Raw genomic sequence first — 12,895 nt, forward strand, 5'->3', positions numbered from 1 at the left:
AGTGGTTGAATATATATTTTTCTAAGCCATGAATGCAATTATGACAAGGCGTCTTTTAAGGCCAAAGGATAATTTGAATAACGTATTTTTATGGCTGTAGACGGGGATTTGATTTGAAGGCATACTTCTTTACAGGTAAATAAATTCATGCAAAAAGTCCCTTTTCAGCCTGTATGGCTTTATATTATTTCGTTACAAGGAGACCGGAGTGGAGAAGGATCATCCTGGAATAGTTTTTTTCAGCGGAGGGACAGCTCTTGCCGGTCTTTCGGGGCAACTCGCTAAGGTTAACCCTGAATGTTCATATATTATAACTACTTTTGATTCAGGTGGTAGTTCCGCAAAGCTTAGAAGTATTTTTGATATGCCTGCTGTCGGTGATATTAGAAACAGGCTGATATCCATTGCCGATACCAGTGAACCGGAAAAAGCGAATATTGTAAAACTGCTGAATACCCGTTTTTCACCATATGGTGATAAAAAGGATTTAACAGGGGAATTGCAACATCTAGCCAATGGCACTCATCCTCTTATGGAAGATCTTTCTGATGTCGTGCGCAATATCCTTTCGAACCTTTTTGCTGTTTTCCTTGAGTTGTCCGCAGATGAGTTCGATCCGGCAAAAGCCTGTCTGGGGAATATCATTCTTGCTGCCGGATTTATGGTTCATAAGCGTGTGCTTGCTCCTCCTATAGCTCAATTTTCCAGACTTGTCCGGGCTAGAGGGATTGTCCGTGCCGCCTCACTTGACAGCGGACATTTGGCAGTGCGGCTGCAAAATGGCGAAATCATAGCCGGGCAACATCTTTTTACAGGTAAAGAAGTTCCGCCTGTCCCATCGCCTATCGACGGTATGTGGTCTTGCTCGGATATTGATGATCCTTGGCCGCGTTCCGTTCACGCCTCCTCACTGGCTATGATGCTTATTAAGGAAGCGGATTTAATTGTTTATCCAATGGGAAGTTTTTATTCCAGCATCCTTGCTTCGCTGATTCCAAAAGGCATGGGACAAGCTGTTTCAAGAAATTCATGCCCGAAAATTTTTATTCCGAATCTGGGGTATGATCCTGAACTTCTCGGGCATGATGTTCCGTTGCAGATTGAAAAACTTTTAGAAGTTTTGCGAATGGATAATCCTGCAGAGATAAAAAAAGAATCTGTTTTAAGTGCTGTCTTGATTGATTCAGCTAACGGTGATTATCAGGATGGTCTGAATTTAGATGTCCTTAAAACTCTGGGCATTAAGATACTTGATTGTAAACTTGTATCCGAAAAGTATGATGGGCTTATTGATCCTGATCTACTGGCTCCGATACTCATGAAGCTTGCCGGACAGAAAGATCTTTAGATTAAAAAACTATTTGTTTTATCCAATTGAATTTTCATAAATAAGGATTACGTTTTTATGTATATAGGTGCTCACATGCCCATTACCGGAGGGATTGATAAAGCTGTAGAAAGAATAATGTCTATACGCGGGACTGCCTTGCAGATTTTTACTCATAACCAGAGGCAGTGGAAGGTCAATCCTTTAGACACTGAGACTATAGATGCTTTCAAAAAATGTCGGCAGGAGTGGGGTAATTATCCGGTTTCTGTGCATGATTCATATTTAATAAATTTAGCGTCACCAAAGTCGGATAGTGCTTCAAAGTCTGTAAAAGCCTTTGCGCAGGAGTTAGCTAGAACTGAAGAACTCGGCATTGAGTATGTTGTGACTCATCCAGGCTCTCATTTAGGGGCAGGTAAAGCTGAAGGCTTGGAACGTTATGTGGCAAACCTTGACCTTGCTATATCCATGTCTGAAACAGAAGCGGTTCATGTCCTTATTGAAAATACTGCCGGGCAAGGTACAAATTTAGGCAGCAGGTTCGTCGAGCTTGCCGCTATTCTGGAAAATTCCGGCTATTCCGACAGACTAGGCGTTTGCTTTGATACCTGTCATGCTTTTGCCGCTGGTTATGACCTGCGCACTCCCGAAACTTACAATCAGGTTTTTGAAAGGTTTAATCAGCTTATCGGGCTTGATTCTATCCGTTTTTTTCACCTGAACGATTGTAAAGAAGATTTCGGATCACACAAAGATCGTCATGAAAATATCGGCAAAGGCAAAATCGGTATTGAAGGCTTTAGAAGTTTGATTAACGATACACGCTTTTCAACTGTTCCTAAAGTGATTGAAACCCCGAAAGGGGACGATTTAAATTTTGAATCAGATAAATTTAATATAGATCTTCTCCGGTCACTTCATAACGTTTGACGATAAATTCATAGCTTTTCAAGACAGTTTTTTAAAGTTGAAACTCCGCATGAGTGAAACATGTGCAGGGGGATGTTGTTCGCCTTTGTATATTTTACTATGTCAATTTTAGCTGCGTGTGATATCTGGTTAGTAAAAATAATTACGTGATCAGCACTGCCAAGCATCGCAGATACTTTGTTTTCCTTGCCTGTAAAAACTTTAAGTTTGACCCCTTTTTTCTTTGCCGATGTAATATAATTTTGTTTGAGCCTGTCCATTCCACCTATAAGAGCTGCGCACATAATGTTCTCCTTAAGGGTTGTTTTCTGTTAAATAATTACTATTGAAAATGAAAATCATTGTCAATAATTTTTTTAGATTAATTAATCTATTTGGTATACAAATAAAATGATGAATTAGGGGCACTGTAAAGGCGCGTCTGCCGCCGGACTTTAATATTGAGACAATGATTTCTACCTACTTTGAAATATCAAAGAAGGCTGATACAGTGGCTATTGATTCGATATATATATTTTAACTGTGTCTTTCTAAATAAAAGCGATGAGCTTATTTTAAAATATGGATCAAGATCTAACTCACGGAGATAATTCTCCTAATACCTTTCAATTTCGCCTGATTTTTATCAGTGCGGTCATAGTTTTTGCAACTGTTATCGGATACGTCCTTTGGACCAGCTATTGTTCACAGTTGCAGGTCAGAAAGACTGCCCGCTCTTTTTTTATCGGGGAATCAACAAAGAGAGCTATGGCGGTCAGTTTTTTCTTTTCCGGCAGGCTGCGCGAGCTTAACAGGCTTGGTTCAAGTGCTGCTATGCAGTCTTTTATATCAATGCAGGGTTCCCCGGATTTTAATCTTCAAGATCAGAGTTGTTCGTCTGCATTTAATAATATCTACCGCGCGATATCAGATGCTGTTTCCACTAAATATCAAGGGCAGGACCAGTCATTTTCAAGAATAGCTGTTCTGGACAGCAAAGGTGATCTGCTTGCCGATACCGACAGTGAATGTGCATTGCACAGAGGCAATGATTCGTACGCAAACTATGCGGTAAAGGAAAATGGTCCTCAGTTCAGTGTCAGGCATTCAAGCGGAGTTTTTTCTATAATTATCGGGGTCCCGTGCGTTGGAACTGGCGGAGATTCCGGAACCATTCTTGGGTGGGTGAGTCCTGATAGTCTGTTTGAGAGCCTTAGTGACATCACCGCGTTGCCTTCGGTCGGTAATGATTTTCTTGTACTCGGGCATACAGTTCTTGCACTTACCGATAATTCAGCCAGTGAAAGCGGGCAATTATTGCTTATGGATGTTCTCGGGGGAGAATGGAACGGAGTAACTCTTCTCAAAGCGGGTAAATCCGGCCGAAAAGTTGATTATTTAGCACTCTCTTCGCCAGTTAAAGGAACTTCGCTGCATATAATAAGTCTGGTTGAAGAACAAAAACTTTTTGGTTTGCTAGGGCCGCAATTACTGCTGTTTTTTTCAATTTTATTATTTTTAGTTGTTATTGCCGGATGCTATTACTTAGTCAGATCTACAATTATGCAGCAAGTCTACGAGACTGACATAGCTGCTGCTGCAAGGCGTGAAGATGCAATAAACAGTCAGCGTCTGGAACTTGAGCGTGAAATCGAGGAAAGAAAGTTAGCAGATTATTTGAGAATTAAAGCGGAAAGTCGGTATAGAGATATTTTTGATAATGCTCCTGTGGGAATTTTTCAAATAAATATGAGTGGCACCTATATAACGGCCAACGCCGCGTATGCTTCCCTTTTAGGCTATGCAGATGCAGAAGAGTTGATTGCTTTAGGTACACAAGCCCAAAATGGAATTTATTATAATCACGATGACATAACTGATATCCTGAATCACCTGCGGGTTTCAGGAAGAGTGTCAGGGTGTGAAGTGTTGTGTGTGCGTAAAGACGGGGTACTCGTGTGGACCCGCCGAGAATTTCGACTTGTTAGTTCTGAATTTGGCGTCCAAAGTTATATTGAAGGATTTGTAATTGATATTACAGCCCGCAGAAAAGCTGAAGAAAAGCTGCTCAGCAATCAAAAACGATTGAGCTCTATTTTTGAAAATTCTCCTGTTGCATTGTGGGAACTGGATTTCTCTCTTTTGAAGAAGAAGTTTGATTCTTACGATGATACTACCACTGCTAATCTTCGAGAAAATGCTCTGAAAAATCAGGAAAAAACTCATGAATGCGTTGAGTTGATCAAGATTATCGCTGCAAATAATCTTGCCGTGGATTTCATAGGAGCTAAATCTCGTGAAGAACTTATTGCTTTGGGATTCTCTTCATATGTTCTGAAGAAATCATGGAAATATTTCAGATCTATTCTTCTGGATTTTGTCTCAGGTTCGTTGCGTCATAGGAGTGAATTCCACTTTGTTCGTGAAGACGGGAAGGAACAGTTTTTTATTGTTAATTGCACCATTGCACCTGACATGGAAGGTTCATGGGGAAGAGTCTTAGCCACTGTTGAAGACATTTCCGAACTCAAAAGAATTGAAAAAGAATTACGGATCAGCAAGGATGAGGCTCAAAAAGCTAATGCGGCAAAAGGGCAGTTTCTTGCTAATATGAGTCATGAATTCAGAACTCCTATGAATGCGATCAAGGGCATGGTTCAGCTGATTCAGGCAACAGAATTAACTGCTGAGCAGAATGAAAATTTACGACTCATCAAGTCTTCAGTAGACAGTCTGCTTATCATTGCAAATGATATTTTAGATTTTTCTAAAATTGATTCCGGACATATGGAGTTGCAGACTGACGTTCTTGATCTGCCACTGTTTTTGAAAGAGATTCGGGATGTTATGGACATAGGCGCAATGAATAAGAATCTGGAAGTTGTTCTTAAAACCGAGAATATTCCGGTTTGCGTTGAAGTTGATAGCATGAGGCTTAGGCAGATACTTGTTAATTTACTTGGAAATGCCGTTAAGTTTACAAGTTCCGGTAAAGTTATACTTTCAGCTGAATTAGTGCCTGATATAGGTCCTGGAAGGAAAAAGAAAATTTATTTTGAAGTTTCTGATACCGGTATAGGGCTTCCGGAAGATGGAGCAGAGAGTCTTTTTAAGTCATTTGTTCAGGCAGATGCTTCGATTACACGTAAATACGGCGGAACAGGGTTGGGATTGGCTATTTGCCACAGACTTATAAAGCTAATGGGCGGCGAGCTTAAAGGCGGCAATAATCCTGATGGAGGAGCTGTATTTTCTTTTGTTTTGCCTGTATTGGAATGTCGTGTCGGTGGTAGCAATGATCATGTGGAACCAGCTACAGGTGATATCGATACAAGCTACGATTTTTCAAAAATTAAAGTGCTTGTTGCAGAAGACAGCAAGATGAATCAGATTCTGCTGCGCAAAATTTTTGAAAAGATCGAACTGAAAAATTTTGTTATTGTAGGAAACGGAATAGAGGCGGTAGACACTTTTACTGAATCGGAAGATTTTGACATAGTTTTTATGGATATTCAGATGCCGATTATGGATGGATTCGAGGCGGCTAGGGCTATTCGTAAACTTCATTCGCCTGTAAGAATTGTAGCGCTTACGGCAAACAGTGACTTAGAGTATTGGCAGTTGTGTCAGGATTGCGGCATGGATACCCGCATCACTAAGCCATTCAACATTGAGGACCTTCTTGCTGAACTTAAGAAGGTTTCCTGATTATGGTTTCCGGAAAAGTTTGATGCTGAGGACTTTCGCTTTACGACATAATAATTATTTGCGAGTGGCTCCTTTGCCGCACTTTGTTCTTGGGCTGTGTCTCGGCATGATAGTTACTCTCTGCTGGCTGGCCGCAGAATTTTATAGGGATGGACATCATCTGGGATTTGCAACCTCCGTTGCAATTGCTTTGAGCTGGGTAACAGGAGCGTTTTTCTCTGTGGCGGATATTGTCAGCAGATATAGAGAGTATTTGCGGATAAAGGCAATGCTTGCAGATAAGGGGTACAGCGACAAAATATTTAAGGCTGTCGCCTCCTCCCGCTGTCAGAGAGATGCGGCAATATGGGCGGCCAAGCAGTCCGGGTACGGCTCGTTGGCAAAAAAAGTTTACCACCGTCTAGGGTATCGTTGGTATCATGTTATGCCGGATGTTCTGGTAAAAAATCCATTTCGTATTTTCACTCCGTCTTTCCTGTGGACAGCGTTTCGTCCCGGCAAAAAATCAAAAGTGAACGGTTAAGATCCTCCGGTTTATTAAACCGGAGGATCTTTTTTTAGCTATGACCGTTTTTGCGTGCAGGGAAAATAAATCCTGCGCCGATTTTTTCGCCGACAGCTTTATGCCTAGGCGGTATGTTACGGTATTTTACTGCCGGGTGTCCAAGAAGCAAGGCTCCGTGAATGATATGCTGTTCAGGAATGTTCAAAAAGGTTCTGATCGGCTCACTGTACTTGGCTGCTGCCATCACATATCCGGCCCAGCAGACTCCAAGACCTTTAGCGTGCGCTGCCAGTTCAAAGTGAGCTGCTGAAATGATTGAATCTGCCTCAGGGGTGATTCCGATGCCTGGAGCCCAGTTCACAGCCAGAGCCGGAGCTTCGCGGCAGATCAGGTCTATTCCGCCTTTGAAGGCTCTTGTAATTCCAGCTAGAAATAATTTTTCCGCCAGAGGATTCTCTTTAGCCACAAGTTCGTTCATCCAGTCCACTACAAGTGAAGCAAGTTCTTGAACTTTTTCAGGCTGATCCAGAACAGTCCATGAAACAGGCTGAGCATTATGTCCTGAAGGAGCATAAGCCGACAGGTGGATCAGTTCAGAGATTTCGTCAATTGAAAGAGGTTTTTTTTTGAACTTGCGAATAGAACGTCTGGTTTTTAAAAACATCTCAATTGATTCATAGTCAGCAGTTTTATCAGATTTAAGCGGAGAAGAATTTTGATCTGCAAGTGCTGTCAGGGTTATAGCATTTGTCGGACAGACGGCCATACAGTGACCGCAGTTAATACAGTATTTTGCTTTTCTAGGGCTTACGATCGGAGTTTGGCCTTTTTCGACCATTTTAAGAACCCCTAGCGGGCATTCTCGAACGCAAAGTTCGTCAAATTTACAAAGATCAGTATCAATAGTTAATGGAATCATCTTGTTTCCTGTACAGTTAGTTAAATGCTCTGAGATGTGTCATCGAGCTGGACAACTTGCAAGTTCAGTTGAGCATTAAGTGAATGTTAGAATGGTTATTGTAAATAGTAACACATTATTGCCGGTTGACTAGTGCCAATAGCTAAAAAAGAATGGCCGCCCATTTCTATGAGCGACCATGAATGTGTAATGCTGTTATTTTTCAACCTACGTTAATGCTTAAATCCTGAAGCTCTCAATGAACATTCCGCGGTAGCGGTAATAGAAATTGCGAAAAGATTAGTACGCAGAAAAAGATTAACTTTATCAGGATTTGTCAGCGTTGTCTGAATCGTTATCTGCTTCCTCTGTGCTGATGCTCAGCTCGTCATTTTCAGGCTGTTCGTCTTTCCATGAAAACTTCATGCTGAATTTAGTCTTACCTTTCTTGCTGCCTGCTTTAAGTTCAAAATTAATCTCATCAGATGGATTAAGGGTCACACTGTCTTCCGCGCTGTTTATAATGAGCTGTCCGGATTTAAAACTTTTAAGGAGATCTTCAAGATAGGTCACAACTCCATCGTGGGTCAGAGTCTGTTTAACACTGACTTTATTTTTTTTCTCTTTGCTCATAATTGCCTGCCTGGGTTTGCGGAAATATTTGATCAGGTAAGTGACAGTAACGCTTTAGACAGGAGAGATGCATCCAGATGTGGAGTGCTTTCTTCGCTGATAAGGTTACAGTCGATGATCTGAATTCCCAGTTTGTTTATTTCTTCTTTATCAACGCCGCCCGGGTAAATTCCACTATCTGAATCTACAAGAATGAAATTTAATACATCGTCCACTTTGATATTATCAGGATCGTCCTTTCGCAGATAGTGTAAAAGACGCTCTACTTGCTGAGTTAATGTATGCCCTTTCAGCTCTAAATCCACCCCTGTGTTAGGAGTGAAAATTTTGGGGCATCTGGTTTTCATAACGGCCGTTCCCACTCCGTGCGGAAGAAGATTTGCAACTACACTTGAATAAAAACTTCCAAGTGGATAACAAATTAATTCAGCACTTTGTATTAAATCGCTCAGCTTAGTTCGAATCTTTGCTTTGCATGGCTCATTACAGTTTAAATTATCTGTTAACCAGATGTCTTTAATAGGAGATGTTATGGGTTTTTCTTCTTTTCCGGTCAGCAGGTGTTGACCGACAATTATTGTTCCGTCTTCAAGCCTTGCTGCAAGGTGGAGGTCCTTGTTTATGGACGGGCGCACAACGCCGCGTACTTCTACAAGTTTGGAAAATAGGAAAATTACCGGGTCTAAGTGCCGTCTGTTTGTAAGATATCCGGCTGTCAGGATAATATTTCCTATGCTTGCGCCACGTAAATCAAAGTCATCCATGATATCTGAGAACTGGCGGAAATGATTACGGATAATCTTACGCATCGGCGCAGGAATATTCATAATCAGTGGATGCTTACCTGATTCAAGCTGGTAAAGTTCATCCTTCAGATACTCATCAGTGCTCTCTTTGGGAAGCCTGTAAGCAAAAAGTGTGTAAATTTGAGGGTTACCCAGTACAGATTGATCCGCAAGAGCCATGAGTCTGTTGCGAATGTCTCCGACAGCAGGCATTTTGAACTTTTTACGGATAACAGCTGAACTGCCTCCTGAATCAAACGTAGTGATAATATGAATTGAATTGTGAGTGTACTGCGTAAGCTCTGAGGACACCTGTTTTAAGGCTGTGCCCCCGCTGAAGAAGAGAATTCTCGGCCCTAAATCCGGTGTTCTTCTATACCTTTCAAGCTTTATGCCGTCTGGGAGGCTTACTTCTTTTTCAATTTTTATACGCATCAAATTTCTCTATAGAAATACAGTAAACTGTTTAAGATAAAATGTGGTTAAATTGTTTTTAAAGTGTTCCCAGCTGCATGAATTTGAGGCATGCGTCAGCCGCTTTATCAAAATCCACACCGCCGCTGATTTCTATGAGTTTTGTTTTAGAAAGTATTGCTGCGTAGTTATCAATGTCAGGGTCTTCCATTTTATCAGGCGAATCCGGCAGGTAGAATAACCCTGTATTTTTCATGAAAGCCGGGAGCAGGTCTTTACGTTCTATAGGATCGACAATCTTGATGACAGTTTCGCTGTTATTCCTCTGCCAGTTTAAAATGACTAACCCGTTCAGAGGTCCGCGCAAAATAAACTTATTCTTGCCGTAACATTCATCAATCAGAGCATCGTACTTATGTTCAAGGTTCCATAATTCTGTTTGCGTAAGGGACAGGAATTTTTCTTTATCACTCTCCGCAATAATGCGCGCTAGGTCAGGATTGTTTAAGGCCGTTCCGGGATTGATTCTGGGCTGCTTTGCAACTCCGTAGACAGTTATTTCAGAATTATTGTCTTCGATCATAACTCTGTCATTGCTGATAAAAGTAGTTCCCTTACTCATTAAGTGGAGGGCCAGAGTGGATTTTCCCATTCCTGAGAATCCTGCGATGGCAATTCCCCGACCATTTTTGATAACTCCGGCAGCGTGACCGAGCAGACATCCCTGATTGAGTTTATATTCAATAAAGCGGTTATTGATGAAGTTGATGACCTGATTGGAATTTTCAACGCATGGACCGATGGCGATGTTTCCGCCGTGTCCGAAAGCGAAGAGCATTCCAGTCAATCGTTTGTAGACAACTCGTCCGTCTGCAAGATCTGCGTGCTCTTCTTTGATCTTTGTTTTGCCCGGGTCAGGCTGTTTAACGATATATTCAATTCCAAAATCTGCGGGAGGGCATTCGTGTGCAGTGATAAGAATATCACCATTTGTACTGGAAATAAGGAATTCTTTAAAATAATTTTTGAGGTCTGCAAGCAGATCTTCGCTGTTAACTTTTGTTTCAATAACGCAGCCGCCGAAATCAATGAAAAGAGATTTTTCCGCTGGAAACTCTTTGCGGTATTTTTCAACTATTTCAGCTTGTGTGATACTATTTTTATTCATTATTTTACCTTCTCAATTACATAATCCGCGTACATGGATGCAGCGTCTATCCCGCGCGCATCAAGCAGTCCTCTGAATCCGCCGAAGGCTGAAACTTCAAAGATGAAAGGGCCTTCATCAGTTAAGGCCACATCTACGCAGGTAAAGTCCAGATCGAACAGCGACTGTGCCTTGCGGGCAAGTTCAATTATTTCTTGCGGAGGATCAAATGGTGCGTATTTTCCGCCGTTTATCGTAGTGGTATTCCATGCATTGTTTGTTTTACAGCGTGCATATGTTGTTACATATTCTCCGCCTAAGAAAGCTATCCCGAGATCACTGTCTTTGAGATCGATAGTTTTCTGGATGTACATGGTTTTATATTTTTTGCTGTATTTTTCGATAGTCTCGCGGGCCTGCGGGTTCGGTTTAAGCACAAACATGCCGCGAGCCTTGGTGCTGTACAGTGGTTTAAAAACAGCTTCACCGTATTCTTCTACTGCGGCAAGTGCGTGATCTACATCTTCGGTTATGGTTGTAGGGGGCATTGGAATATCGCCAAGTTGCAATGATATTGTGCAGGTCAGTCTGTCCAGTACTCTTAAGATGCTGTAAGGGGATGAGAATATTCTAACTCCGCGTCCTTCGAGCATGCGGAGCATTTCAAGGCGATCAAGCAGATCAGGTGAATATTGTCTGCCGATTTTTTTTATGATGATCCCGTCGAGTTCAGAGAGGTTGACTCCGTCAACAACAGCTTTTCCGGAAGGAAGATCAAGTCGAACATCCTTCATCTCGAAGAGCATTTTTTTCTGACCTGTTTTGCGGGCTACAGCATCAGCAAGTTGTTCGGAAGACCACGCTTTCTTAAGCCCGATTACTCCTATTTTCATAGTATATCCTTTATGTTGCATTAATAATGAAGAATGTCTTCAGGAAGAATAAAGTCATCCCAGCTGTCGCTGTAACGGTTAACTTTTTCAAGGAGGAACATAGAGCGATTAAACATCTCTTTTGCAAATCCATAATTAAATTCAAAACGCGTTGAAGTGTAGAATGACCGCGCCAGTGCGAGAGTCAGTCTTGCCTTCCACGTGGGATCGTTCTTTTCCATCGCAAACTCTTCTGCAAAGTTGTAAAATCTGGATATTACCCCATTTATTTTATTCCGTATCGGCCTGTCGAATATAGGCATGCGGAAGCATGATACGAGAAAAACAGAAACATCCTGAATGTAGTCAAAGTTGCGTGATCTGTAGAGGTCGATGAATCTGATCCGTTCATCTGCGTTGCTGTAAACAACATTATTGCAGTTGAAGTCGCCATGGATGAACACAGTGAAAGGAGCTGGCAGACTATGCTCTACAGACATTGCTTCAGTAATCAGCTCTGCTGAGGATGTGATTTCTTCCGCTCCGAGTGATCGTGCATGGCGGTTGAATTCAGGGTGAACCTGTAAAACTCCGGGCTGACGGGATTTTAATTGTTCCATATAATTGGTTACAAACGGACCTGTTTTGATGGTCGTTGTCCAGATATGGCGCAGCGTCTGCTCAAGTGTAAAAAGGCCGTTTTCAAGATTTATATCGTCAGAGGTTAGAATCATTGTATCTAATGTGCAGCCCGGTAAAAATTCTACCAGCATTGAGGCTTTATTTTCCGCAGGGGTTTCATGGTAGCCGAAAATGTCAGGAACTCTGCCGGGGAACATTTTATTCCAAAGCTTAAGGTTGTCGCGTTCAGCTTTAATCTTTGCCAGATTACCTTCTTTATAAATACTTCCTTGTGCAACCGGAGGACCGTTCTCTTTGTCTTTTGCCTGCACATGGCCTATTCGGCATCCTGAGCGAGACCCCCATATTCCTTGAAAATCGATATCTGAAAAGGAACCGTCAAACCCGGAGACCGTGAGTGTATGTTGCAGTGATTCAAATTGTTCAATCTTGATGCGTTCGCCGAGGATTGAGAAAATGATTGCCTCGCCTATATTAAGAAGCGAGTCGCCGATTCTTTCAAGATAGCGGAATATAAAGAGGACTGTAACTAAGTCAGGTATGTTCTTTCCGCTTCCCATCTCAGCCATAATACGGTTGAAATTGTCTTTATAAAGGGAATCTAGATTGTATTCAGACTTACAAATTGCAAGTGCTAAAGGCATATCCTTGTCATCGAATCCTTTCTCAATCGAGGCGGTCGTTGTTTCTATGATGTCAAAAGCTTCCGGGCACTCGAATCTGTTAACAAATCCCTTGTCTTCAAGGTAAGCCATCTGGTTGACGATGTTGACGCAGTAATCACCGATTCTTTCAAGATTGACTGAAGCCAGCTGGATTGCTCTGATTTTATTGAGAGTTTTATCGTCCAGTTGAGTATCTTTGTTTATACGGGAATAAGTTTTGTTTTCGATGATTGTTTTCAGGTTATCAATGTAATCGTCACGCGAGGTTATCTTACGAAAGAGTGAGCGTGATGGGGAATTGACAAACTTTCGAGTCGCAGAAATCTGATTTTTGACTTCGAGCACGAGAAATTTAAAATTTTCGTCTAAACCTTCAAATGTCAGCAT

General features: G+C 41.7%; 11 protein-coding genes. 4 read left to right on the forward strand and 7 right to left on the reverse strand.

Translation table 11 applies throughout. The features are described 5' to 3' along the window. Positions 1-208: 208 nt before the first annotated feature. On the forward strand, positions 209-1,348 hold the full coding sequence (locus tag B9N78_RS09955) for a GAK system CofD-like protein (RefSeq protein ID WP_085101776.1): 1,140 nt from the start codon (positions 209-211) through the stop codon (positions 1,346-1,348). 57 nt (positions 1,349-1,405) lie between these two features. Continuing rightward, positions 1,406-2,260: a deoxyribonuclease IV gene (locus B9N78_RS09960; protein ID WP_085101778.1), complete on the forward strand. Its 855-nt coding sequence runs from the start codon at positions 1,406-1,408 to the stop codon at positions 2,258-2,260. An 8-nt stretch (positions 2,261-2,268) separates the two neighbouring features. On the opposite strand, the gene B9N78_RS09965 is transcribed toward B9N78_RS09960, so the two are convergent. Then, complete coding sequence (locus tag B9N78_RS09965; RefSeq protein WP_085101780.1) at positions 2,269-2,544, reverse strand: DUF2325 domain-containing protein; 276 nt, start codon at positions 2,542-2,544, stop codon at positions 2,269-2,271. Positions 2,545-2,821: 277 nt separating this feature from the next. Here B9N78_RS09965 and B9N78_RS09970 point away from each other — a divergent pair, with 277 nt between their 5' ends. Both B9N78_RS09970 and B9N78_RS09975 read left to right on the forward strand, forming a co-directional pair. Beyond that, entirely contained in the window at positions 2,822-5,947 is a 3,126-nt protein-coding gene (locus B9N78_RS09970; RefSeq protein ID WP_085101782.1) for a PAS domain-containing hybrid sensor histidine kinase/response regulator, read from the forward strand. Between the two features lie 22 nt (positions 5,948-5,969). After that, positions 5,970-6,470, forward strand: a complete 501-nt coding sequence (locus B9N78_RS09975; RefSeq protein WP_085101785.1) for a hypothetical protein — start codon at positions 5,970-5,972, stop codon at positions 6,468-6,470. A 34-nt stretch (positions 6,471-6,504) separates the two neighbouring features. Here the strand turns inward: B9N78_RS09975 and B9N78_RS09980 are convergent, their stop codons facing one another. The 6 genes from B9N78_RS09980 to B9N78_RS10005 form a co-directional block, all read right to left on the reverse strand. Continuing rightward, positions 6,505-7,371, reverse strand: coding sequence for a nitroreductase family protein (locus B9N78_RS09980; protein WP_085101787.1), 867 nt, complete (start codon positions 7,369-7,371; stop codon positions 6,505-6,507). 306 nt (positions 7,372-7,677) lie between these two features. Next, positions 7,678-7,983 (reverse strand): amphi-Trp domain-containing protein, encoded by a 306-nt coding sequence (locus B9N78_RS09985; protein WP_085101789.1) that lies wholly within the window; start codon positions 7,981-7,983, stop codon positions 7,678-7,680. A 32-nt stretch (positions 7,984-8,015) separates the two neighbouring features. Beyond that, a complete protein-coding gene (locus B9N78_RS09990; RefSeq protein WP_085101791.1) occupies positions 8,016-9,203 on the reverse strand; it encodes a GAK system CofD-like protein in 1,188 nt (395 codons plus the stop codon). A gap of 58 nt (positions 9,204-9,261) precedes the next feature. Beyond that, on the reverse strand, positions 9,262-10,350 hold the full coding sequence (locus B9N78_RS09995) for an HprK-related kinase B (protein WP_085101793.1): 1,089 nt from the start codon (positions 10,348-10,350) through the stop codon (positions 9,262-9,264). Next, complete coding sequence (locus B9N78_RS10000) at positions 10,350-11,222, reverse strand: GAK system ATP-grasp enzyme (protein WP_085101795.1); 873 nt, start codon at positions 11,220-11,222, stop codon at positions 10,350-10,352. Before B9N78_RS10000 ends, B9N78_RS09995 begins: the two co-directional genes overlap by 1 nt. Before the next feature lie 20 nt (positions 11,223-11,242). After that, positions 11,243-12,895, reverse strand: coding sequence for a PhoU domain-containing protein (locus B9N78_RS10005; RefSeq protein ID WP_085101797.1), 1,653 nt, complete (start codon positions 12,893-12,895; stop codon positions 11,243-11,245).

It is taken from the genome of Desulfovibrio gilichinskyi (genome assembly GCF_900177375.1).
Classification (GTDB): Bacteria; Desulfobacterota; Desulfovibrionia; order Desulfovibrionales; family Desulfovibrionaceae; genus Maridesulfovibrio; species Maridesulfovibrio gilichinskyi.